Source organism: Halobacillus sp. SY10 (assembly GCF_045401165.1).
Classification (GTDB): domain Bacteria; phylum Bacillota; class Bacilli; order Bacillales; family Halobacillaceae; genus Halobacillus; species Halobacillus aidingensis.
Window position 1 is genome coordinate 4,202,628 of the sequence record NZ_CP174345.1, and the last position, 23,838, is coordinate 4,226,465.

General features: G+C 45.5%; 24 protein-coding genes and 1 riboswitch. Of the genes, 8 read left to right on the forward strand and 16 right to left on the reverse strand.

Annotated features, from left to right (window positions below):
* Position 1: 1 nt before the first annotated feature.
* The 3 genes from ACJA3J_RS21015 (at position 2) to ACJA3J_RS21025 (ending at position 3,378) form a co-directional block, all read left to right on the forward strand.
* A complete protein-coding gene (locus tag ACJA3J_RS21015; RefSeq protein WP_115893895.1) occupies positions 2-763 on the forward strand; it encodes an ABC transporter ATP-binding protein in 762 nt (253 codons plus the stop codon).
* The gene (locus ACJA3J_RS21020) at positions 753-2,696 is read left to right on the forward strand and encodes an ABC transporter permease (RefSeq protein ID WP_406945181.1); all 1,944 of its coding nucleotides are present in this window, start codon (positions 753-755) and stop codon (positions 2,694-2,696) included. Before ACJA3J_RS21015 ends, ACJA3J_RS21020 begins: the two co-directional genes overlap by 11 nt.
* Before the next feature lie 61 nt (positions 2,697-2,757).
* Positions 2,758-3,378 (forward strand): CoA pyrophosphatase, encoded by a 621-nt coding sequence (locus tag ACJA3J_RS21025; protein ID WP_115823050.1) that lies wholly within the window; start codon positions 2,758-2,760, stop codon positions 3,376-3,378.
* Positions 3,379-3,499: 121 nt separating this feature from the next.
* Here the strand turns inward: ACJA3J_RS21025 and ACJA3J_RS21030 are convergent, their stop codons facing one another.
* The 3 genes from ACJA3J_RS21030 to ACJA3J_RS21040 form a co-directional block, all read right to left on the reverse strand.
* Positions 3,500-4,411 (reverse strand): hypothetical protein, encoded by a 912-nt coding sequence (locus tag ACJA3J_RS21030; RefSeq protein ID WP_406945182.1) that lies wholly within the window; start codon positions 4,409-4,411, stop codon positions 3,500-3,502.
* 142 nt (positions 4,412-4,553) lie between these two features.
* Complete coding sequence (locus ACJA3J_RS21035; RefSeq protein ID WP_406945183.1) at positions 4,554-5,096, reverse strand: histidine phosphatase family protein; 543 nt, start codon at positions 5,094-5,096, stop codon at positions 4,554-4,556.
* An 85-nt stretch (positions 5,097-5,181) separates the two neighbouring features.
* Positions 5,182-5,880 carry an LppM family (lipo)protein gene (locus ACJA3J_RS21040; RefSeq protein ID WP_406945184.1) on the reverse strand — a complete coding sequence of 233 codons (699 nt, stop codon included), beginning with the start codon at positions 5,878-5,880 and terminating at the stop codon, positions 5,182-5,184.
* A 240-nt stretch (positions 5,881-6,120) separates the two neighbouring features.
* On the opposite strand from ACJA3J_RS21040, the gene ACJA3J_RS21045 reads away from it, so the two are divergent.
* On the forward strand, positions 6,121-6,462 hold the full coding sequence (locus ACJA3J_RS21045) for a hypothetical protein (protein WP_406945185.1): 342 nt from the start codon (positions 6,121-6,123) through the stop codon (positions 6,460-6,462).
* A 56-nt stretch (positions 6,463-6,518) separates the two neighbouring features.
* Here ACJA3J_RS21045 and ACJA3J_RS21050 read toward each other — a convergent pair whose 3' ends face one another.
* Positions 6,519-6,887 (reverse strand): hypothetical protein, encoded by a 369-nt coding sequence (locus tag ACJA3J_RS21050; RefSeq protein WP_089650642.1) that lies wholly within the window; start codon positions 6,885-6,887, stop codon positions 6,519-6,521.
* 198 nt (positions 6,888-7,085) lie between these two features.
* Between ACJA3J_RS21050 and ACJA3J_RS21055 the strand changes: the two genes are divergently transcribed.
* The gene (locus tag ACJA3J_RS21055; RefSeq protein WP_406945186.1) at positions 7,086-8,585 is read left to right on the forward strand and encodes an esterase/lipase family protein; all 1,500 of its coding nucleotides are present in this window, start codon (positions 7,086-7,088) and stop codon (positions 8,583-8,585) included.
* Between the two features lie 87 nt (positions 8,586-8,672).
* Here the strand turns inward: ACJA3J_RS21055 and ACJA3J_RS21060 are convergent, their stop codons facing one another.
* Positions 8,673-8,891, reverse strand: coding sequence for a hypothetical protein (locus ACJA3J_RS21060; RefSeq protein WP_406945187.1), 219 nt, complete (start codon positions 8,889-8,891; stop codon positions 8,673-8,675).
* Between the two features lie 296 nt (positions 8,892-9,187).
* Here ACJA3J_RS21060 and ACJA3J_RS21065 point away from each other — a divergent pair, with 296 nt between their 5' ends.
* The gene (locus ACJA3J_RS21065) at positions 9,188-9,892 is read left to right on the forward strand and encodes an SgrR family transcriptional regulator (RefSeq protein WP_089650644.1); all 705 of its coding nucleotides are present in this window, start codon (positions 9,188-9,190) and stop codon (positions 9,890-9,892) included.
* A gap of 71 nt (positions 9,893-9,963) precedes the next feature.
* Here ACJA3J_RS21065 and ACJA3J_RS21070 read toward each other — a convergent pair whose 3' ends face one another.
* The 5 genes from ACJA3J_RS21070 to ACJA3J_RS21090 form a co-directional block, all read right to left on the reverse strand.
* Positions 9,964-11,415, reverse strand: a complete 1,452-nt coding sequence (locus ACJA3J_RS21070) for a glycoside hydrolase family 32 protein (RefSeq protein WP_406945188.1) — start codon at positions 11,413-11,415, stop codon at positions 9,964-9,966.
* A gap of 3 nt (positions 11,416-11,418) precedes the next feature.
* On the reverse strand, positions 11,419-12,375 hold the full coding sequence (locus tag ACJA3J_RS21075) for an aminoimidazole riboside kinase (RefSeq protein ID WP_406945189.1): 957 nt from the start codon (positions 12,373-12,375) through the stop codon (positions 11,419-11,421).
* A 101-nt stretch (positions 12,376-12,476) separates the two neighbouring features.
* The gene (locus ACJA3J_RS21080) at positions 12,477-13,850 is read right to left on the reverse strand and encodes a sucrose-specific PTS transporter subunit IIBC (RefSeq protein WP_115893887.1); all 1,374 of its coding nucleotides are present in this window, start codon (positions 13,848-13,850) and stop codon (positions 12,477-12,479) included.
* 205 nt (positions 13,851-14,055) lie between these two features.
* Positions 14,056-14,886: a PRD domain-containing protein gene (locus ACJA3J_RS21085; protein ID WP_406945190.1), complete on the reverse strand. Its 831-nt coding sequence runs from the start codon at positions 14,884-14,886 to the stop codon at positions 14,056-14,058.
* A 96-nt stretch (positions 14,887-14,982) separates the two neighbouring features.
* The gene (locus tag ACJA3J_RS21090) at positions 14,983-15,717 is read right to left on the reverse strand and encodes a hypothetical protein (RefSeq protein WP_089650648.1); all 735 of its coding nucleotides are present in this window, start codon (positions 15,715-15,717) and stop codon (positions 14,983-14,985) included.
* Between the two features lie 385 nt (positions 15,718-16,102).
* Here ACJA3J_RS21090 and ahpC point away from each other — a divergent pair, with 385 nt between their 5' ends.
* Complete coding sequence (ahpC, locus tag ACJA3J_RS21095; protein WP_089650649.1) at positions 16,103-16,666, forward strand: alkyl hydroperoxide reductase subunit C; 564 nt, start codon at positions 16,103-16,105, stop codon at positions 16,664-16,666.
* 14 nt (positions 16,667-16,680) lie between these two features.
* Positions 16,681-18,216: an alkyl hydroperoxide reductase subunit F gene (gene ahpF, locus ACJA3J_RS21100; RefSeq protein WP_089650650.1), complete on the forward strand. Its 1,536-nt coding sequence runs from the start codon at positions 16,681-16,683 to the stop codon at positions 18,214-18,216.
* Positions 18,217-18,383: 167 nt separating this feature from the next.
* Here ahpF and ACJA3J_RS21105 read toward each other — a convergent pair whose 3' ends face one another.
* The 6 genes from ACJA3J_RS21105 to ACJA3J_RS21130 all read right to left on the reverse strand — a co-directional run bounded on the left by ACJA3J_RS21105 (position 18,384) and on the right by ACJA3J_RS21130 (position 23,729).
* The gene (locus tag ACJA3J_RS21105; protein ID WP_089650651.1) at positions 18,384-19,370 is read right to left on the reverse strand and encodes an aldo/keto reductase; all 987 of its coding nucleotides are present in this window, start codon (positions 19,368-19,370) and stop codon (positions 18,384-18,386) included.
* Positions 19,371-19,460: 90 nt separating this feature from the next.
* The gene (locus ACJA3J_RS21110; protein WP_406945191.1) at positions 19,461-20,582 is read right to left on the reverse strand and encodes a 5-methyltetrahydropteroyltriglutamate--homocysteine S-methyltransferase; all 1,122 of its coding nucleotides are present in this window, start codon (positions 20,580-20,582) and stop codon (positions 19,461-19,463) included.
* Between the two features lie 96 nt (positions 20,583-20,678).
* Positions 20,679-20,781: riboswitch (SAM riboswitch) on the reverse strand.
* Positions 20,782-20,884: 103 nt separating this feature from the next.
* The gene (locus tag ACJA3J_RS21115; protein WP_115893883.1) at positions 20,885-21,505 is read right to left on the reverse strand and encodes a TetR/AcrR family transcriptional regulator; all 621 of its coding nucleotides are present in this window, start codon (positions 21,503-21,505) and stop codon (positions 20,885-20,887) included.
* Positions 21,459-22,721, reverse strand: a complete 1,263-nt coding sequence (locus ACJA3J_RS21120; RefSeq protein WP_406945192.1) for an MFS transporter — start codon at positions 22,719-22,721, stop codon at positions 21,459-21,461. Before ACJA3J_RS21120 ends, ACJA3J_RS21115 begins: the two co-directional genes overlap by 47 nt.
* A gap of 196 nt (positions 22,722-22,917) precedes the next feature.
* Complete coding sequence (locus ACJA3J_RS21125; protein ID WP_406945193.1) at positions 22,918-23,124, reverse strand: hypothetical protein; 207 nt, start codon at positions 23,122-23,124, stop codon at positions 22,918-22,920.
* A gap of 200 nt (positions 23,125-23,324) precedes the next feature.
* On the reverse strand, positions 23,325-23,729 hold the full coding sequence (locus tag ACJA3J_RS21130) for a VOC family protein (protein WP_089650656.1): 405 nt from the start codon (positions 23,727-23,729) through the stop codon (positions 23,325-23,327).
* Positions 23,730-23,838 lie beyond the last annotated feature (109 nt).

The window sequence follows — 23,838 nt, forward strand, 5'->3', positions numbered from 1 at the left end:
AATGAGTTTACTAGTCGCACGAAAGATTCATAAAAGTTACGGAAACAAGTTTATGAAACAGCACGTCTTAGAGGGCATCGACCTTTCCATCCAGCTTGGTGAGTTCGTCACGATCATGGGCGCGTCAGGATCGGGAAAAACGACGCTCCTCAATGTATTATCTTCCATCGACCGCGTCAGTCACGGGACGATTACGATCGACGGTCAGGAGATTACGAGTCAAAAAGATAAGCAGCTTGCTGAGTTCCGCAAGCATCATCTCGGCTTTATTTTTCAGGAGTACAATCTATTAGATACATTGACGGTCAAAGAGAACATCCTCCTCCCTCTATCGATTTCCAAAGTGTCCAAAAAAGAGGCCCAGGCGAAATTCGAATCGGTAGCGAAGGAACTAGGCATCGAAGACGTCCAAAATAAATACCCGAATGAGATTTCTGGTGGTCAGAAACAGCGCACCTCAGCCGCACGAGCATTCATCCACGAACCGAGCATCATTTTCGCCGATGAACCAACGGGGGCGCTCGATTCAAAATCTGCTTCCGACCTTTTAGATAAACTGAGTGAACTGAATGCAAAACGTGAAGCGACGATTGCGATGGTCACCCACGACCCTGTCGCCGCAAGCTACAGCAGCCGCGTCATCTTCATCAGAGATGGACAGATTTATACGCAGCTCAATAAAGGCGACCAGACGAGGCAGACGTTCTTGAAGGACATCATGAAGACCCAAGGTGTGCTTGGCGGTGTGCAGTATGAACATTAATCAGCTCATCTTACGCAACTTGAAAAAGAACCTGAAAAACTACTACCTCTATGTATTTGCACTCATTTTCAGTGTCGCGTTGTACTTTTCGTTCGTCACCTTACAGTATGACCCCTCGATGAGTCAGGAAGGATCGATCAAAGGCGAAGCAGCAGTCAGGGTCGCATCCATTTTACTGATTGCTATCGTTGCCATCTTTTTGCTGTATGCCAATGCGTTGTTCATCAAAAGAAGAAGTAAGGAAATCGGCTTGTTCCAGCTGATCGGCATGACGAAAAACCGCATCGCACGCATTTTAGGCATCGAAAACTTGATCATTTATTTCGGGTCCCTGGCCGTCGGAATTTTTATCGGCTTTGCGATTTCCAAGTTGATACTGATGAGCTTTTTCCGTGTGGTCGGGGTTGATGAAATCGCTGAGCTCAACTTTTCCACCCAGGCCTTTTTCCAGACGCTGATCGTTTTCGCCGGGATCTATCTCGTCATCATGGCGACGAACTATCTATTCATTCACAGACAGTCAATCCTTTCCCTTTTCCGTGTTACTTCAAGCGCTCAAGGAAAAGTGAAGAAGCTGTCGGTTTGGGAACATCTGATGGGCCTGCTCGGCATCGGATTGATTGCATCCGGATACTATTTGTCTTCCCAGCTGTTTGAAGGCAGCATTACGACGATCAACGGCTTTTACTTGGCCATGCTTTATATCCTAGGCTCAGTCATTGTCGGAACGTACTTTTTGTATAAAGGGTCGGTCCGCTTCGTTTCCAATTTGATCCGCAAAAATAAAAACGGCTATTTGAATATCAATGAAGTGCTTTCCCTGTCGTCCGTCATGTTCCGGATGAAGTCGAACGCCTTTTTGCTGACCGTGATTACGACGGTGTCCGCGCTTGCGATCAGCCTGCTTTCGCTTATGTATATTTCCTACTATTCGGCAGAAAAATTAGCCGAGACGACGGTACCAGATGATTTTGCCATCATTGAACCCGAAAAGGCGGATGGCTTTATGGACCGACTAGAAAAGGAAGGCATCGCCTATACAGAAAATCAAATCCCTGTATATGAAGCAGAATTCAACGTTAAAGACATCCTCGATGCGAATTTGGAAGAGTTGAACTTCAACACCGAAAAGACAACCTTCCCCGTCATCAGTGAAGTCCAGACAGACGGAATCGAACTCGATGAAGGAGAAATGAAGCTCACAGGCTATACGGATTTAATGCAGTCCTTCATCTCCCTTCATGATGGAGGGACGGCACAAATTTTATTGGACGGTAACTGGCGCGAACTGGAATATCAAGGGTTGGAAGAAGAGTATTTGCTCTCTTCCTATTACGTGGCAGGCGGTCTTCCGATCGGCGTCGTTGATGAAGCGTTGTTTGAAGAACTTAGCCAAAACTATAACCCTGAGATCCAGACAAAATCCAACCTTTATACAGGTGTAAACCTCGAAGATTCAAGTAAACAAGAGAAAGCTTACGAGATATTTGCTGATCTGGGACTCGATGAAGGGAGAGACAACGGCTCCCAATGGCACAGCGCCATGTCTCAAAAACAAAACATGGGGCTCGTCATGTTTATCGTCGGCTTCCTAGGCCTCACTTTCCTAATCACCTCAGGTTGTGTGCTTTACTTCAAGCAAATGGACGAAGGTGAAGACGAAAAAGGAAGTTATACGATTCTAAGAAAACTCGGCTTCACCCGCGGCGACCTCCTACGGGGAATTCAAGGAAAGCAGCTGTTTAATTTCGGCATTCCGCTACTGATCGGACTCCTGCACAGCTACTTTGCCGTCCAATCGGGGTGGTTCTTTTTCGGCACCGAACTATGGACCCCGATGCTGATTGTCATGGGGCTCTACACCGCTTTCTATTCAATTTTCGGACTGCTGTCTGTTCTTTATTACAAAAAAATCATTAAAGAGGCGCTCTGATGAGTGCCTCTTTTCTATTCCGAAGGATGTTCTGGTATAGTAAAAGAACGAGGTGAAAACTATGGACGCAAAAACCATTTTTGAGACAGTGAAAAAACACAACCCCTCTGTTCTCGGACACGAACAGTTCCGTAAGTTCGCTGTCCTTTTACCGATTATCGAAAAAAACAATGAGCTTCATGTCGTTTTCGAAGTGCGTTCTCATCAGCTCAGAAGACAGCCCGGTGAGATTTGTTTCCCAGGTGGAAAAATTGATCCTGAGGACCCTTCTGCCAAACAGGCCGCCATCCGGGAGACGGAAGAGGAGTTAGGCGTCAAGTCTGGACAGTTCACAGAAGTCCATCCGCTCGACTACCTGATTTCCCCCTTCGGCATGATCGTCTACACGTTTGCAGGGTATTTAGATGTGACCGAAGACGAACTCATCCGCAACCCCGATGAAGTCCGTGAAGTGTTTACGGTGCCGCTTTCCTTTTTCTTGGAAAATGGACCACGCATCCATTACGTACATTTCGAAGCCCAGCCGGAAGCGAATTTTCCATTTGATTTGATTCCCGGGGGAGAAGAATACAACTGGCGGACGCGTCAGCTTGAGGAATATTTTTATATATACGGAGATAAAGTGATTTGGGGGATGACAGCAAGGATCGTTTCCCATTTTGTGGATGTCCTGAAAAAATAAAAAAGGTGCCTGCCTATGTTCTGTAGAACACAGGCAGGCACCTTTTTATCCATCCCATCATATCTTCAAAATCCTTGAAGCTTGATATTCCCCTTACGAACGTCCTTTCATTTCCCTCTCCCTAGTTCAGCCCCTCATACTCTTCCTTGATTACACCAATAATCGTCCCGAGCGTCTGACCTTTGAAGTTGTCAGGCACAGACTTTCCTGTAGGATTAACGTAGTAAAGCGCTTCTTTCTCTTCACTATATTCAAAGCCTAAGGCGCTCAGGGCTACTTCCAATTGACGAGGATTCTCTTCCATTCCTGTCTGCTCCTTGAAGTAATCCGTTGGGTAAACCCACACGTCTACATCATCCGCTCCTGTATGGACAACAAACAAATCATTCTCATAATGGGAAATCCACTGTTCTTTTGAAAAAAGCGCAACACCTGTACTTTCAAGCCCGGATATGCCTGCCAAATTAATGCCGAAGATAGCGTTGATCATCTTCCTTATTTCATCGCCGGACATTTTTCCATCGAAGGCCTCCCAGTATAAGTCCATCACTTCTATCTTTTCCATGTTGGTGATGGCCTCATCACTGACCTCTTCATCAAGTGCTTGTCTCACCAACCCGAGAACTTCGTCAGAGTAGGTACTTGTCTGCTTGCCGGCACCAAGATCAGACACCGCCTCAAGGTCAATGCCATATACGTCACTGACGATGTCACGAATATCTTTTGGCTTCACTTTTTTATAGTAACTCTCCAAGTAAAGATCCATCGCTTCCACTTTGCTCAAGGCTTCAATCTTTTCTAAGGCATCTTTGAAAGGAAGCCATTCTTGCTCCTCTTTACACAATTGAATGTATAGTCGTATGGTCGCCTCTGCGGAATACTTCAGATCCTCCGTCAAATTCATCTCACTCTTCCAACTTTTCGCTTCCGCTTCGTCAGGTCCAAAAGTACAAGCCCCCATGATGGCAAGAGACAATACTGTGATGATGATGGTCATCGATCCCTTCTTCTTTTTCTTAAACGAGTTGAACATTGTATACCCTCCATGAGTGTTTTGCTGCGGGTTCTCAATGTAGACGCCGGGATGTGACAGGATTCTCTGAAGGCACCGTCTACCGTTGCTCATATCTATGTTTACTATACCTGTTCTTGTCGAATAAAGGAAAGTGATAGCCTTAATTTTTTACAAACTCTTCAAGTTCCTCAATGGTAAAGTGACCGGCAACGGAGAATCCACGCCCTTTAGGTTTTACGACAATAGTTCCCATACTAGGAATGGCGCCAAACGCAACATCTCTTGGAAAACTGTGGGCAATTATGAACCGGTTTGCTCCTTCAGGTGGTGGTTGTTCAAGAAAAGCAGAAAGTCGTGCAAGGATGGTGGTTTGCAGGTATGGAGAAATCGGGGTGTTGAGCTGATAAACAGTGGACCAAAAGGGATCACTCAGCGTTTGTTCTGCACCGAACGCACGCATGGCGGATTCTTTCGCGCGGCAAAAGGGACTAGTGAAGACGGGGAAAGCGACAGGGATGTTCCACCTGCGAATCGCGTTTCCGTACCTTTCTGCCTGAGTTCTCCCTTTTTCCGATAGGTTCCGCTGTGCCGAACAGTCTTGGAACGAAAAATCAGGCTGATCCACTCCGACATTCGCTTCTCCATGGCGGACATACAGTGTGTACCCTCCCTCTTGCAACTTTTCCAATAAGACTTGATCCATATGACACACCCCTTTTTCATTATTTTATTCTGAATAGATTTCGTCTGTGTGAAAAAAAAGAATCCCCATAACATAACGGGGATTCTTAATCATTTTTCTTTTTTCTTTTTTTAAATAGAAATACGAGAAGAAAAAGAAGGAAAATTCCAGCAACCGCTGCGATGATTATGTTTTTTACGTTCGGCACGACCATCTCCACCATTACATTCGTTTCACCAGCTGTCCGAATGTCCCATTGCAATTCATCCCCATCCACACGATCGGCGTTGTGCGATTTCGGTTTTAGAGGAAGGGCGAGTGTAAACGTGAAATCAAGCTGATCCGCGACGAGAGATTGCATCCCGCCGATCACACCAGAATTCGAGAGGTCGAGCGCTGCTTCCACTTTGTACGTCGTTGTAAAAAGCCCACCTTCAGTCGTCATCTCGACAGGAATATTGCCAATCGCAGGCGCCACCCCTGCTTCCGTCATTCCGCCGGACACAGGGAGAATTTCCATCTCCTGCACATCCTCGAAGTTCTTTTTGGCCCGAAAACCAGTAAAACCATTCTCCTCATAGAATTCAACTTCGTAACCTTTTGACTCAAGCTCTCCAGAAACAGAGTTCATCATATTTTCAGCCCGGTCTCCGAAGCGATTCAGTGCCTCTTTTTCGACGCCTGCTGTAACCGTATGTTCGCCGCTTCCGTCCTTATTGATCTTCAGCTTGAGGTCCCCTTCTACGCAGGCGGTTAAAAGAGTTAACAAAAGGAGCAGCATAAAAACTTGTCCCGTCTTTCTCATGGGTTGGTCCCCTCCTTCATCTGATTTATATGTAAGAAATCATGCTTTCATTGATCAATCCTGAATTCAGCCGATAAATCCTACATTTAACTGATATATTCCCTGTTAAATTGATATATCCGCAAATTGATCGATATCACAACTGGATAAAAGCTATGCCATTTATTTTACCATGATATGGGAAGCATCACCTGCATGTTTACAAGCCTTGTGGAAAAGATAAATGCAGGAGGGATCAGCATGAACGATTTGACGATTGAAGAATTCAACCAGCAATTACAGCAGTGGCACGGCGAAAACATCCGCATCAAAAAACACGAACTACGGGATGAAGATACCATTACGATGAACCTTGACCACATATCTTATGAGACTCACACGCGCCGGCTCGATGAATACACACCAATGCACGCGCTCTACTTACATGGACAAGGACAGACAGAAACCGATGCGCAAAGCGCTCAGCCCCTGCCCTCAGCCTACTATGAAATTCCATTGGAGGATATGACACGGTATCAGTTCTTGAATGACCGCTTCACATTGGAGACTGCTCGGGGGACCTATACAATTGAAAAAGAATAAAGCAGAAAGGACGTCTTTTAGCGGAGGCGTCCTTTTTTAAGTTCTTATTTTGTATCCTAAAACTTAAACCCGATCACAACTAAATCGACAGCATCCACGCCCGAACCATTTTCTGCTTCCGCTTTTATCCCAAGGCCCAGCCCCGGTACATTATAGGTACGGTTGAACCTTTCTCCCGGATACACCGTTATCTGATCGAGGGTTAAAAAACTGACCTGATTGACTTTCATAAGTAACTTGAACGTGACGGCTCCTTCTGAGACCACCCGGTTTCCTCCAGCCACCCGAATCGTATAAAAAGGGCTGACATCGATGCCCGCCGGATATTCTTCCGTCAAATCGACCGTTTGTCCTTCCTCGATGACCTGCCCGCCTGGTTCTGTGACGAAAAGAAGACGATTACCTGAAGTGATTCTGTGGGACATCCTCATTCCTCCCCCATTTACTCATAATTTATCCTATGTGAGCCCCCCTGGATACGGAAGGTCTTAGAAACATATTTCAACAAAAGTTCCTATTTTCCAAATGGAGGAAATGAATTTCCTATAGAGAATGGTATAGAAGGGGACACACCAGGGACAACCTTCACGAATCCCGAAAACTTTATTATAAGGAGACAGGGAATGATTAATTTCAAAAAGTGGTTCGTCGTTTTTACTGCCTTTTTTCTCACCGTACCATCTGTCAGTTTGGCCGGGTCGATCAAGGATGGTTCCTCGGGTAACCCCGGCGAATGGTATGTCGGAACAACCCCTTCCTCAATTGCTGCCAACTCCCACCCCATCCTTTTTGTACATGGATTGAACAGCTCCTCTGACACTTGGTATGAAAATAATAATATGTATGCCACAGCCTATCAAAACGGATACGAAACAGCTTTCATTGATCTAAATGCTGGAAAAAGCATGTGGGATAACGGAGCTCTTTTAGCTCAAAAAGTACAGGAGGTCTACAACTACTTCGGTGAAAAAGTTGTCGTCGTCGCTCATAGTAAAGGCGGTGTGGATACCCAGTCCGCCCTCGTTCATTACGGAGCAGATCCGTATATCGAACGTGTGATCACCTTATCCTCACCCCACCGCGGCTCAGAGCTTGCAGACCTCGCATACAGCAGCTGGGCGGGATGGCTTGCCGGCATCATAGGAAGTAAAAATGATGGCACATACTCGCTCCAAACCGGCTACATGGACTATTACCGCTCGGTAACAGACAGCCACGCTAATGTGTACAACACCCCTATTTACACATTGGGAGGAACGAAATGGGGAAGTTTTGGAAACGCTTTATACTGGGGCGGTCTTTATTTGAGTGCCTATGGAAGCAATGACGGCGCCGTAACCATTCAAAGCTCGCGCCTTCCTTACGCTGCTGAAATCAGTGTAGGTAGGTGGAACCATACGACAATCAAAGAAGGTTCCTCTACTTTCAACCTGTTCAAAAATTACTTAAATGAAGAAACGTTCTATTCAGCTTCTGCCGCAAGCTTCGAGACAGCTGCTGTGACGGAAAGTGCTGAGACACCAGCAGGCCATTACATCACAGGCGGGGAATATGCCGGGACACATAAGGAAAGTGTAGCGGTTGAAAAGGGCGTGGATTCCGTAACCTTTGACTGGATCAGTGACAAAAAAGATACCTCCTTGGCACTCGCATCACCGAGTAAAAAAACATATGCCGACTTTAAGGTGACGGCGGACGATACTGAATTTTTCAAAGGAGCCTACCACCACACCCTCACCATTGAAAAACCGGAAGCAGGGAAATGGACGCTCGAAACGAAAGCCGAACAAAAAGAACGCTACCTCCTGAACACGACTTTCGAAAGCCCAGTCGATGCCATGCTTAGTGGAGAAGTGAAAGGAAATCAAATGAAGGTGAAAGGAAACAAAAAACTGAACGTAAAAACCGATATGACTGTTGAGTACTATGATAAAAACGGAAAGTTAAAAGAGAAGAAATTGAAGGCGAAGAAGAATGGGAATGACTTTAAGATCCCAAGCCTTGGTGAAGGCGTCTACAACATGACCATCGACGTGAAAGGAACCTATGAAGGTACCCCTCTCGAACGAACTCTCATCCAAACCGTTTACATCGATGACAAAGGCAAACTCTACGCACCATAAACAAAAAGACGGTCCCTTTGAAAAGGACCGTCTTTTCCCATATATTGGTGTACCACGTCATACATTATATGGAAATCATACAACCACCTAATCACTTTCATGAAGCACTTTTTTTTTTTCACGGTCATCTCCTGATCCCACCGAGATGGGAATGGCTCTCCAATTTAAAGGAATGCGCTTCTTTTTAGTTAGAATGATTTCGAAACTGAAATGCCGTCCATTCTTTATTGCGGTGATTTGCAAACACCCATTCATCGATAATAGCCTTACAACGACCTTCTGTATAAATAAAATGAATTTAACCATATTTTTACCCCTTACGTTCGTACTAATATTAATGTCCTTAAGATACTGAAACCACCATTTCCAAACCTGTTATAAATTCCGCCAAAGCCAGCTCAATGATTTTAGCTTAAACAGAGCTAAGCAGGTTCACTTGATAAACAGGTTGATAAAAATGGAAGACTCTATGCACGTCCGTATTCCCACAGTAAAGTGTTATACTGTTTTTAACTTCTAATTCAATCATAGCAGGAATAGAGAGAGATAAAGAGGCAAAGGTCATGCAGGTAAAATTCCGCTTTTGAGGAGATGAGAAGACCGTGAAGCTTGAGGAAACTTATATTCGTTTGCGTACACATTTTCATAACGTAGGAGAAGAAGAGCAAGTGGACGTCACCATGCAGCAGCTGGCGGATGATCTCTTTTACACACTAAGGAATTTAAGAATCATCATAAAAAAGATGGAAGAGGTGGGGTGGCTGACCTGGATTCCTGGACGCGGGCGCGGGAATCGTTCGTCCATCATCTTTCATCTGACAAAAGAAGAAGCGCAGCTTCAATTCTTCAAGAGTATGATTTTCGACGGCCGGGAAAATGAAGCGTTCATTCGTGTGGAAACAGAAGCCCCCTCAATCATGCTAGAGCTGACAGACTGGTACTACCATTCGAAATTTATTGTCTATTACGATCCGGCCATACAAAGACAGTTTATTAATATACGCGAACTTATCACCAAAGAAAACGTTGCTATTTACTGCAGCGCCATCAAAGAAAGCTTGGAGCACGCGACGGAAGGGTTTACGATCCTCATTGATATGAACGGTGAAAAAATCAACACCCCTGATGTAGAAGGGGAAATGGAAGAACTCCGCTCCCTCGTCGTCTCTAAAAAACCTTCAGCTATCGCCCTCTACACACATGCTGAATACATGTATCCATACTTAAAACAGCGGATGGACGAAATGGGTCACAACAAAATCTTTCCCACCAAAAAAGAAGCCGAAGCTTACTTAGACGCATTCTAAGCGAGCTCCGGCTTCTTTTATGATTTTATATACCATAATATGGTGTACCAGGTCATACAGATAATGGAAATTTAAAACACTTTCCTCAAATCCCATTTTTTAAGGTTGAAGGTTGTTTTGTCTGATGCGGTGAACCGAAGGCTTTCGTCGTTAGGTGCTGGGTAGAAGCGGGCGGTGAAGACGTGTGCGCCACCGTTGACAAACACTTCTACAGACGAAGTATCGATAAAGATGTGCATATCCTTTAACTCCGCAACTTCTGTCTGACGCTTCTCAACGACCCCGTCCACGTAACTTTCACGTTCCAATGTAAAGATTCTCTGCCCACTGGAATAAACGAGACGTGCAGCTCCGCCAATCTCAAGCGCGAACCAACCTTCAGAAACATCGATATGCTCCAGCTTCAGCTCTTCTGCTTTACCTTTGACCCCGTCCACTTCAAGTGTCTCGTGATCAAGCTCCACTTCTCGTTCCACCACATCACCTTCGCGTAAACCTTCAAGCTCCGCTACTGGTGTTTGATAGACTCTTCCGTCTACAAGCTTTAGTTCGCGCGGCAACGTCATGTTGTGCAGCCACTGATACTTCACAGTCGGATGATCCTGTTCATCCTGATCCGGCACACTCATCCAACCGAACAAAATCCGGCGGCCTTGCTCATCTTCCGTCGTCTGTGGTGCATAAAAGTCAAAGCCGTGATCCAGCTCATAAAAGTCACCATGCTCATAGGATCTATCCTGAGAATCAAACGCCCCAACAACATAGCCCGCCTGATAGACGTTTTGATACTTCATTCCTTCAGCCTCAAGCCCTTGGGGTGAAAATACAAGCACATCCTCGCCGCCCAGATCAAACAGATCAGGGCATTCGAACATATAACCGAACTCACTTAGCCGGCCTTCTCCCCCGCCAGCTAAGACGCCGACATGGTTCCACTCATATAAATTCTCACTTCGAAGCAGTGCGACTGCTCCTTTCAAGTCTTCCGTCTGAGCACCGACCACCATAAAGTAAGAACCATCCTGCTCCCACACTTTCGGATCACGGAAATGAGCCGTGTATCCTTCCGGCAGATGTACGACCGGCCCCTTTTTATCAAAATGAATGCCGTCATCTGAAACAGCAAGACATTGATACGACTCGCGATTGCCTTCCTCATCCTTCACGTTCCCTGTGTAAAAAGCATATAGTTCGCCATTATGTTCAATCGCAGAACCTGAATAGCAGCCATTTTTCTCAAACCACTCAGAGGGAGTAAGAGCAATATCTTCATGCGTCCAGTTGACGAGATCCTCGGACGAATAATGGCCCCAGAACTTCGCCCCATGCCCCGTTTTGAACGGCATCCATTGGTAAAACAAATGATAGGTCCCGTTCCACTGAATCCAGCCGTTCGGGTCATTCAAAAGGCCAACGGGTGGCATGATGTGATAGTGCAGCCGATAAGGATCTGCCTCTACAAGATCTTGGTATTTTCCAACTTCTTTAAACGCAGCCTGGCGCAACTCCTGATCTTTACTCATCAATTACTCGCCTGCCCCTTCAAGGTGTTTGACTACTTCATCTCGTGTCGGCAGTGCTGTCATGGCACCCTTCGTCGATGCAGCCAAAGCCCCGGATACACTTGCGAATTTCGCCATCTTCACCGCTTCCGAAAGCGTAATGGCAGTGATATCGCCTTCGTACTCATTCAAGGAGTACAACATGCCGGAAACAAACGCATCGCCTGCACCTGTCGTATCGACTGCTTTTACTTTCATCGCTGGCACATGCTGGATTCCCTCAGACGTGCACACATAGTTACCTTCTCCGCCCATCGTAATCAGGGTCAAAGGAATATCATAAGCTGCGAGTTTCTCAAGCCCACGCTCAATGTCCGCTTCGCCTGTGATGAACTCCAACTCTTCCTCCGATATTTTCAAAAGGTCTGCTTCTGAAAGCATCGACTGAATCGTTTCCCGTGCCTGTTCTTCGGAATCCCAAAGCATGAGACGTAAGTTCGGGTCATACGAGACGATCATCCCTTTTTCCTTCGCCAAAGCAACCGCATGGTGCGTCGCCTTTTTGACTGTCTCACCAATCATTGAAATCGAACCGAAATGAAGCACTTTATGGGTATCAAAATCTGACACGTCAATCTCTCCTGCTTCAAGGAACTGATCGGCACTCGGGTGGATGTAAAAGTCAAAGCTTCGTTCCCCGTCCTCGGCATTTGTTACAAAAACAACACCCGTCCTCACGTCCGCTGTGAGGAACATGCTGTGGGTCTGTACCCCGTAATCGGTGAGCGTTTTTTTCATAAAACGCCCGAGCACGTCATCGCCGACTTTTCCTAAAAATGTAGACTTGGCCCCAAGTCTTGCCACACCGACAGAAACGTTCGCCGGCGCCCCGCCTGGGCTCTTTTGATAGTTCGTATTGTCTTGATCTAACGGAATAAAATCAATCAATGCTTCCCCGAGCGAAATGACACCTTTTTTCATTGTTCATCCTCCTCTAAAATCATAGCTATCTTTATTATCTTCCATTAACCTATACAAAACAAATCCCTACCAGCCGAAAAACTAGTAAGGATTCGTCACTATTATTTCGTATCTTCATTCCATCCGAGTAGAAGCGTCGCAAGGATGGATCCACCAATCGCGATCAAGCAGCCGATTCCGTAGTTAATCGGATCCTGGGCAATTGCGAACATCGGTAAACCGGTCAGACCGATTCCGTTCGCCATCACTTTTGTGAACACAACATACGCGCCACCTAGTGCACCACCAATCGCTGCTCCGATGAACGGACGACGGTATTTCAAGTTGACACCGAAAATCGCAGGTTCCGTAATTCCAAGGAAAGCAGAGATTCCTGCTGGAAGAGCGATTTCTTTCGTTTTCTTGTTTTTCGTCTTGAAGAAGACCGCAATCGTCGCTCCACCTTGAGCAACGTTCGCCATCGCCCAAATTGGAAGCAAGTAGTTTCCACCGACGTTCAACAGTTCCGCTTCAATGGCGTGAAAACTGTGATGAACACCTGTCAGGACAATCGTGGAGTACAATCCACCGAAAATCAGACCGGCAATCGGGCCAGCCGTGTCATACACAACACCAAGCACGGAAGTCAATCCATTACCGAGCGTACGGCCAAGTGGTCCAACGACAAGCAAGGCAACAAACCCTGTGAAAATAACCGTCAAGAACGGCGTGAGCAATAAATCGATCGCATTCGGAACAACTTTACGGAAGGCTTGTTCCATTTTCGCCATCACATAAACCGTCAATAGAACAGGGATAACTGTGCCCTGATATCCAAGCATTTCGACACCAAACCCTAAGAAATCAAGCGTTTCCGGCTGTGCATCAGAAAGTCCCCATGGGTTTAAAAGATTCGGGTGGGTCATAATTCCACCGATAACGGCACCTAAATATGTGTTCCCTCCGAATTCCTTCGCGGCACTAAAACCAATCAAGATCGGCAGAATGATGAAGGAGGCAGATGAGAACATATCAAGCATGACGAACATTCCGCTCTCTGGATCGACCCAGTTGTAAGTGTTCATCAGGCCTAGGAGACCCATCAGCATACCTGCAGCAACGATCGCTGGAATGATCGGCACGAAAATGTTCGATAGCGTCCGGGCAAAACGCGCCAGTGGGTTCATTTTACTTTTCGCCGCATCCTTGTGAGAAACGGATTTATCATTTTCTTCCTCTTCCACTGAAGCTCCGACCATTGGGCCGAAGTGGGTGAAAACTTTGTTGACAGTTCCTGTTCCGAAGATAATCTGAAACTGACCGGAACTTGAGAATGCTCCTTTAACGCCATCGAGTTCTTCAATAGCTGCTTTATCGACTTGACTCTCATCATCAATGACGAGACGTAAACGTGTGGCACAGTGAGTGGCACTGACAACATTATCCTTGCCGCCGAGCAATGGAACCAATTGTTCAGCTACTTCTTTATGATTCATGATGTTTCCTCCTTGTTATTTTTTGGGAAATAAAAAAGACCTAAAACGCGCACAGTATGGATAGGTCATTCGCATACACGAGTCACCTAGCCAACTCTACACATTTTAGGTCTTGCCTGCTTTACCAGTAACAATCCTGCAATATTCAACTTTGAACAATTTCATTCTAACCAATGAAAACGCTATCGTCAATCCCTTAATAAAATTAATTTACGTTTAACAGACGCTGGATATGCAAAGCGATGTAGGCGACTTCAGAATCTGGAAAATCTACGCCGTATTCTTCCATCAAATAGCAGGCTACTTTCTCTGACGTCTCATAAGCTTCCTTATATTTCGTTTGAATCAGCTCCAGCATATCTTCATCAATCGGTTCGAAGTTGCTGCCTTCTTCCACACGATTCAATGCAAAGCGGAGATGGGTAATCAAGCGTTGGTAGTTGATGCTCGTTTCTTCAATGGTAAGCCCAACAATCGCTTCGACCTGCTCAACAAAATCACGCAAAATGGTCGCCGTCTGCAACGATTCGCTCATCGACGGCGTGTCCATTTTAGCGGTATGAACGTGAAGCGCGATGTGAGCGACCTCATCCATCGGGACCTCGACACCAAGCTCACGTTTGATTTCTTCTTTTGCCCACATCCCTACTTCGAATTCCTTTTTATATAGAAACTTGATTTCATTCGTCAACTTGTTTTGAATCGGGAACCCTTGCTCCAGGCGTTCCAATGCAAAAGATAAGTGGTCAGTGAGCGCAATATGAATATGATCGTTTAACGGCGCTTCCAAATACCCTTCCGCATGACTAATGATTCGTTCTGCAACTTCTATATGCTTTTCCGGTAAAGTGGATAAAAGCTGTTGGAATTTTTCTGAGGACTGATCACGTAAGAGGAATATCTTTTCGATTTTATGTTTCGGCACAATATCGTTCCGCTTCTTTTGAAAAGCGATGCCTTTCCCCATAACAATCTTCTCCTGGGGGCCATCATAGACAACGACTGCATTATTGTTCAGGATTCTAAAAATGCGCATAGTAAGCTCCTCCGCTCGAATGGTTACTCCTTCAATATTACCACGAAGAGAGTCTTCTATGACAATGGTATGGGCGGTTAGAGCAAAGAGGAAACATTAAGAGAGGGAGGAAGGAGTGGTCTTTTCCAAAATCATACGTTCGATTTGCAGGGCAATGGAGAGAACATGCACAAATCCCTCGAGCACAGGGGATGCTTCCATATGCTTTTCATAATGGTACATGAGCGGACGGGCCAGTTCTTTACTCACTTCTGGATCAAAATAATAGAAACCGGTCACCGGAAAATAGAGAGCATTACCCATTGGAATGAGTGTCCCCACGGCTATGCTGCCTTTTTCAGGCTCCTTCACCCTTCTATCAATCATGACCACCTCTACCGTTTCTTCTGTCTCCATGTCCACAGCAACGAAGGCGTTTGCTCCGAACTTGTGGCCAATATAGTAGAATTTCGGTGAGGCTTTCTCCCATTCTTCAAGCCATGCTTTCATCAAAGGGGTTTGCTTGAGATCTTGCTTATATTCCATACAAAAATCCTCCACAAAGCTTACGTTCTCAATTTCAGAAACATCATATAGGACGCGCCACCAAAACAAATTCAACTCAAGCGCGAGGCGTTTGTCTTCCGGGGGATCGTGATCCTCCACGAACTCCATCAACAGCGGCCGATACACTTCCCCGACTCTTTGTACAATAAAAGAAACGAAGTCATTGTAAGTCTCAGGCAAGAACGTGTCCATGACTTCCTCCGACAGTGGTTGGCCATGACGAAAAGGGGTTGTCTGTTCGGAAGGCTGCGCAAAAGCCACTATGTTCTTCTTATTATCAGTCATTCTCATCCTCCTCTTTTTGAGTGCTTATGTACTATTCGACACCATCCGCCATTCCCCTTTACTTCCCTCACAACCTTTACAAAACCCGAACAAAAGAAACTGAACCTTTCCATGAATTTATTTCCTCAATATGATTCTATAATAAATGAAAATCGGGAAGGCTAATTACTAAACCCTTTCCCTATTTCTTGTTACACTAGAAAACGTGAGAAATTTTTGTATAATCATTCTCATTCAGTCAGCTGAGAATTAATTTTCGACAGATTTTTGTCATTGTTGACAAAAAGTCGATTTTATATAATAATAGCTACTGAATTAGAATTATTATAAAAAGCTGCAACATTCCAGCAGCTAATCAAACATACTTTACAGGAGGAATTCTACTATGGCTCTAATCGGTAAAGAAGTACAACCATTCCAGGCGAAAGCATTCAAAAACGGTGACTTCGTTGACGTATCAGAACAAAACTTCAAAGGACAGTGGAGCGTTGTTTGCTTCTACCCAGCAGACTTCTCTTTCGTTTGCCCGACAGAACTTGAAGATCTACAAAACAACTACGACGCACTGAAAGAACTAGGTGCTGAAGTTTACTCTGTTTCTACAGATACTCACTTCGTACACAAAGGCTGGCACGATGCTTCTGAAAAAATCAACAAAATCACTTACGCAATGATCGGTGACCCATCTCAGCAGATCTCCCGTCAATTTGACGTACTGAACGAAGAAGATGGACTAGCTGAGCGCGGTACATTCATCATCGATCCAGACGGCGTTATCCAAACAGTAGAAATCAACGCTGGCGGAATCGGCCGTGACGCAAGCAGCCTTATCGGAAAAATCAAAGCTGCTCAATACGTACGCAACAATCCTGGTGAAGTTTGCCCAGCAAAATGGGAAGAAGGCGAAGATACACTAACACCAAGCCTTGACCTAGTCGGCAAAATTTAAGGAGTGGAATATAAATGGTTCTCGATGCACAAATAAAAGCACAATTAGAAGAGTATCTAAAGCTTTTAGAAGGTGACATCGAACTGAAAGTCAGCACGGGAGACGATAAAGTCTCCCGTGACATGCTGGCTCTCACGGATGAGCTTGCATCCATGTCACCGAAAATCACAGTACAAAACACAGAAATGAAACGCACACCAAGCTTCAGCGTGAACCGCCCGCAAGAAGAAACAGGTGTTACGTTTGCCGGTGTTCCGCTTGGTCATGAATTCACGTCCTTGGTTCTTGCTTTGCTGCAAGTGAGTGGTAGAGCTCCGAAAATCGACGATACGATGATCGACCAAATCAAAAACATCTCCGGAGAGTTTCATTTTGAAACGTTTGTCAGCTTAAGCTGCCACAACTGCCCGGATGTTGTTCAGGCCCTGAATATCATGAGCGTGCTGAACCCGAATATTACGCACACGATGATCGACGGTGCGGCGTTTAAAGAAGAAGCGGAAGAGAAAAACATCATGGCCGTTCCTTCTGTACACCTGAACGGAGAATTCTTCAGTGGTGGACGTACGACGCTTGAAGAAATCGTAGCGAAAATCAGTGAAGGTCCATCTCCAGAGGAATTCACAAACCGTGAGCCTTACGAAGTTCTTGTCATCGGTGGTGGTCCTGCAGGCGCAAGTGCAGCCATCTACTCTGCACGTAAAGGCATCCGTACCGGCATCGTCGCTGAACGTTTCGGCGGGCAAGTCCTTGATACGATGACGATCGAAAACTTCATCAGTGTGAAGAGCACAGAAGGACCGAAGTTCGCCGCAAGCTTAGAAGAACACGTCAAAGATTATGAGATCGATATCATGAACCTTCAACGTGCGAAAAGCTTGCAGAAGAACGATGACAACATGTTCGAACTTGAACTCGAAAACGGCGGAGTGCTGAAAAGTAAAACCGTCATCATCTCCACAGGTGCACGCTGGCGTCAACTCGGCGTACCTGGTGAGGACGAGTATAAGAACAAAGGTGTTGCTTACTGCCCACACTGTGACGGACCATTGTTTGAAGGCAAAGACGTAGCCGTTATCGGCGGCGGAAACTCTGGTGTCGAAGCAGCGATTGACCTTGCCGGTATCGTACAAAACGTAACTGTGCTTGAATTCGCAGACACACTGAAAGCAGACGAAGTCTTACAAGAACGCTTGAACAGCCTTCCAAATGCTGAAGTGAAAACAAATGCTCAAACTAAAGAAATCACCGGCGATGACAATGTGAACGGAATCACATACATCGACCGTGAATCAGGGGAAGAGCAGCACATCGACCTTGAAGGTGTCTTCGTCCAAATTGGACTTGTACCTAATACCGAATGGATGGATGAATCTGTTGAAATGAACCGCATCGGTGAAATCATCACAGACAAACACGGCGCAACAAACGTGCCAGGATTGTTTGCTGCGGGTGACGTAACTGACACCCCACACAACCAAATCATCATCTCTATGGGTGATGGTGCGAACGCGGCGTTAGGTGCGTTTGATTACTTGATTCGTAACTAATGACCTTTATACCAAAGAAGAGCGGCAATGGTCGCTCTTCTTTTTTATTGTCAACATGAGCTAGACGGAAGTTACTCATATAAGAAGGTGTCATGAGGAGTAAAAAGAGGTACATGAAAAGATCAAAAAAAAGAGGAAACCACTCACGGCTTCCTCCTTTTTACTGATTAAATTGGCAGAGGAGCAAGCGGCGAAATAAACCCTCTCTCCACAAGTTCATCCCAAAATGCTTTCGGAATCTCCCTCTGAATCATCTCCAAATCTTCCTTAATACGATCCGGACGAGTCGAGCCGGGAATGACCGACTTTACGGCTGGATGGGCCGTTGAAAATTGGAGTGCAGCTGCTTTTAACGGCACATCGTACTTGTCGCCAATTTCCTTCAATTGATTTACTCTTCCAATGATATCCGCGCCGGCTTTTTCATAGTTGTAGTGATCTCCACCAAACAAGACACCAGAGTTATAAGGACTGCCGACAACGATGTCTACATCCTTCTCTTCTGCCATCGTCATCATGCGCTGTAACGCGCGGTCATGCTGGAGGAGCGTATATTGCGTTGCGGATAAGCAGACATCCGGCCTTGTTTCCTCAAGCTCCATCGCAAGTTCAATCGGTTCTGTCGTGTTAACGCCAAGGCCCCACGAACGGATGACTCCTTCTTCCCGAAGACGTGACAATACACGGAAAGCTCCGGTTCTCGCTTCTTCAAATTTAGCCACCCATTCATCTCCGTGGAAATCAGGAGAAACGTCATGCACGAAGACCATGTCTAAACGATCGGTTTGCAGTCGTTCAAGGCTCTGCTCGATCGACCGTTTCGTTGCGTCTTCCGTGTAATCGGTAATGACTTTATTGTTCCGGCCATGTTCAAAAAGCCCTGCGTTCTCTTCTGTCTCATCCGTCATATAACGACCGACTTTTGTGCTTAATACATAGTCATCACGGTTATACTTCGATAACACGTCACCGACACGCATCTCCGCTAAACCGGCTCCATAAAAAGGTGCAGTGTCAAAATAGCGGACGCCCTCATCCCAGGCGGTTTGTATCGTTTCACGGGCTTCTTCTTCCGGGACATCCCTGAACATATTTCCTAAAGGGGCTGTGCCAAGTCCTACTTTATGTTTCAATGCATCCTGCAGTGATTTCATGTGTTCATTCCTCCTTTTAAAAAGAACCTATAGTTGTATAACCAACTATAAGAAAAATGAAACATTCCTTCCAAGGAGATTAAGTCTACATCAGCCCTCCTGCCACACTTCTTCTGCAATCCTGACAACATGGTCGATTTTCTTCCACTGCTGTTCTTCTGTGATTTCATTACCTTCTTCTGTTGATGCAAATCCACATTGAGGACTCAAACACAGCTGGCTCAAAGGTACATAATCTGAAGCTTCAAGAATACGAGCCTTCACGCGCTCTGGATCCTCCAACTCTCCATACTTTGATGTAATTAAACCAAGAACGATGGATAAGTCTTGGCGGTTCATATGACGAAGGGGCTCAAATCCGCCGGAGCGCTCATCGTCAAACTCAAGGAACAAACCATCAACATCCAAGCCACCAAAAATTGTTTCCGATACCGCTTCATAGCTTCCGCTCGTCATAAAGGTCGAACGGAAATTGCCTCGACAAATATGCATGGTAATAAGCAGATCATCCGGTCTGTTGGCAATCGACTCATTGATGGCACGTGCACACAGCTCGGCCACTTCCTCAGGGTTTTGGCCTTTCTTTTTCATTGAAGCACGTCCTTCTTCTGAGAAAAACGTCGCCCATGACGTATCATCAAACTGTAGGTAGCGGCAGCCTTCCTCATAAATTTTGTTTATGAATCCTCGATAAGCCACCACTAAATCATTGACGAGTTCTTCATCGTCATCATAAATGCCTTCCGACCGATCCGCACGGAATAAGAGCATGTTCGGACTCGGGATTGTCAATTTGGCAACAGCATCACCGGCAATGCTTTTTAAAAAACGGAAATGGTTGACCATCTCATGATCACTGAAACCTACATGTCCTGTAATTTTAATTCCACGGGCTTTCGTTTCCACTCCTTTGAATTTCAGACCTTTTTCAGGTTCATAACCTTCTACCCCATCGAGGCCTTCGAGGAAATCAAAATGCCACCAGCTTCGGCGGAAATCGCCATCCGTGACAGCTTTCAATCCTGCTGCTTTTTGTTTTTCTACTAATTTTACAATCTCTTCATCTTCCACTTGACGCAATTCCTCTTCCGTTATTTCTCCCTCTGCCTGTTGGATACGTGCTGCTTTTAATCGTTCTGGACGTAGGAAGCTTCCTACATGGTCTCCTTTAAATGGTGTTCTCTTCACATTCTTTTCGGTTGTTATAGACATTTATAACCCTTCTTTCTTTCATAGTTTGTGCGCTCCAATAAGAAAAGCCCCTCTTCTAAATAAGAAGAGGGGCTAAGTAACCGCCGAACGATTCCCTTCTTATCTGCAAGCTGAACGCTTCTGGAATTAGCACAGTACTTTCTATAAGTCTGCTGCTAAGGTATCAACGGGCCAGTCCCTCCACCTTTCTGGATAAGAAACATGATTGAATTGTTAAAGATTACTATACAGGACTTCGATTGAAATTGACAACCGATTCTGAACATTTTTCTCTTGTTTTCCTTAAATAAAAATCCCCCTCTTCAAGAGGAGGATTCAATCAACGCCATTCTCAAATAATCCACGAACAGAGCCGACTGCTCCTTCAACTTTACCTTCTCTTCGGGCAAAATGGCATGATCGAGTGCCAGCCCGTCAATGAAAGTGATGATCGACCGCGCAATAATTTGGCTTTCATAGCGATCACTGAACTCACCGGATTTTTGCCCTTTTGTGATGAGTCCATCGTAAATCTGCAGACCCATTTCATAACGTTTTTCCCCGTACGCACGTCTTCGTTCATTGTTACGTCCGGTGATAAAGAACTCAAGCTTGCTTGGTGCGAGAGGGTCCATCTCTGTATTCGGACTGCCATCTTCCCCGAACAAAAGCTGCATAAGCAGGTCCCAATAGGACTCTACTTTTTCAAGAGAATCTTCTGTCGTTTCAGCTTCATCCGTCAGCCCTTCTTCAAGCAAGGCTTCAAATAGGTCTTCTTTATTTGAAAAATATTGATAGAGACCGCCGCGGCTGACGCCAGCCGACTCCATGACATGCTTCATCGTCGTGTGCTCGTATCCATGTTCGATGAATACGTTCCTTGCAGATTCCATGATGTCAGCTCGTCGTTGCTTCAGGTGTTCCTTGCTCACTCGTGGAGACATGTGCTTTCCCTCCCTCTACTTTTCGCTTCGTTACAAATCCTACGATGGATACGCAGACAAGGAGACTTGCTGTAATGGTAAACGTCGGAATGACGCCAATCATCGTCGCGATCCATCCTCCGACAAGAGGCCCAATGATGGTCGCAGTCGTCATGACACTGTTGATGGCCCCAAACACGCGCCCGGTCATATGAACAGGTGTGTTCACCTGGACAGTCGCCTGGAACGGAACAAAAATCAGACTTGCAGAGAAACCCGCGGTGAATCCGAGTCCCGGTCCCCAAAGGATAGAATAATTGAGGTCATAAAAGGTAAGCATCCCCATAATCCCAAAACTCGCTCCGATTCCACAAACCCCAAGGAGCATGAGCGGATAAGCTTTATAATCCGTTTTCTTCGCTAACAAAAATCCTGCTAAGAACATGCCGAGACCAGACCCCGTCACTAGATAACCGAACAAATCGGGGGACACCTGCGTCAGCTCACGAATTAAGACAATCAGCTGAGAATCGGCCGATTGAAGAATCAACAGGCTGAGCCCGACAAGAATCAAACCCGTCATCATAAAGCGGTTCGATTTAAGAAAAGAAAAGCCGAGCGCGAACTCTTTCTTGAACGACGCTTTCTCTTTTTCTTCTTCGGTCGTTTCCAGAGGAAGCGCATTTGGAACAAACAAGAGGATGACCGCAGACACGAGAAACGTGGCCGAGTCGATGATAAAAACTTGCTGGGCGCCGAAAACCGTAACAAGCAATCCACTAACGAGCGGGCCGAGAATTTTCGTCGACGAGTCAATCATCGAAGTGATCGACATCGCCCCTTTCATATCCTCCTCCGGCACCACTTCCTTCAATTTCCCGTTTTTCGCAGGAATGAATACTGCGGAGAAGATTCCGATCGTAAGTAGGGTTGCATAAACCATCCAAAGCGATGTCGCGACCGTCAAAATCAGTATTAAAGCCGCCCTCACGACATCAGATACGATCATAAGCGTTTTGCGGCTGAAGCGGTCAGCCACCATTCCAGCAACCGGTCCAAACAAAGCCATCGGCACAGCCAAACATAAAAAGACGAACGACACTTCAAGCGGTGATGCATCCCATTTCAATCCGACAAGCGTGATAATCGCGACAATGCTGAGCCAGTCGCCAATGCTCGAGATGGCTTGCGCGGACATCAAGGTCATATACCCTTTGTTTTTCCATAAACGCTCCATAGGTTGGGCCCCTCTCAATTAAACGACACCGATGTCGTTTTGTTAGTTATATTATATCGACACTGGTGTCGTTTTGCAACCGTTGTTTTAAAAAGAGTAAAATCGCCCATAAAAGCATGAAGGCAAAATTTTTACACCCTTGCTTTTACGTCCCTATATTCACTACTACTTATCAAAGGCCATGCAGCGATCAAACTCAAAACGGACCCTCGTCCATGTCGCTGTCTGAGTCTCCCTCTCTTTCATCTTTGACTATTTGTTTATGTATTTCACTGATGAGAAACAACCCCCTGAATAAGCAACCAACAACAATACCAAAAGTGATGATTCCTCCTATCAAAGGACCGGTCATCATAATCAACCAACCTAATAACATGCAGGCAAGAATAATAAAGAACAACATGCACATCCCTCCTTACAGCTTTTCATTATTTCAAACCATGCCAATCTAAAACAAGCATTCCCATTTAAAAGATTCTTCCGTACAGCGTTTTCAGCTCCCACAACAGCTTTAATTGGTAGACCTCGGAAGAATAAAAGAAAGAGAAAAGCATAGTGTTTCTATGCATTTCTCTTTCTTTTGATCTGACTAACCTTTTCATTTCAAATCCCTTTCGTATTCATCAAAACGACTCTCCAACCATCTGGATCTTCAATGGTTATCCCTTTTTCCTTCCAATATGGATTTTCAGATTCCACTTTCTTGTATCCCATATCATGGAGTCTTTCAGTTACATCCAGCACCTCACCCCGATTTTCTATATAAAAAACCAGCAAATTATCCTTAGAAGGTGCAGGGCAAGGGCTGCCAGATTCATGCCTGGTGAACTCGAGTTGGTAGGATAGACCAGGTAATCCATAAACCACACCCTCATATCCTCTGTGTCCTGCAAAGTCTGTCATTCTCTCTAAACCAAGTCCTGCCTCATAAAATTCAATGACTTTTTCTAATTGGTCGGTAGGTCTCGCTACCCTTATTTGTGATGCTTCAAAGCTTGGAAACTTCATTCTTCTTCTCCTCCCGCTTACCGAGAGCAATTCTCTAACTGAAACTAGCCATGATTGAATGCCCTCTTTTTAACCAATAGTAATAGATTCCGAGGGAAAACCCATTAGC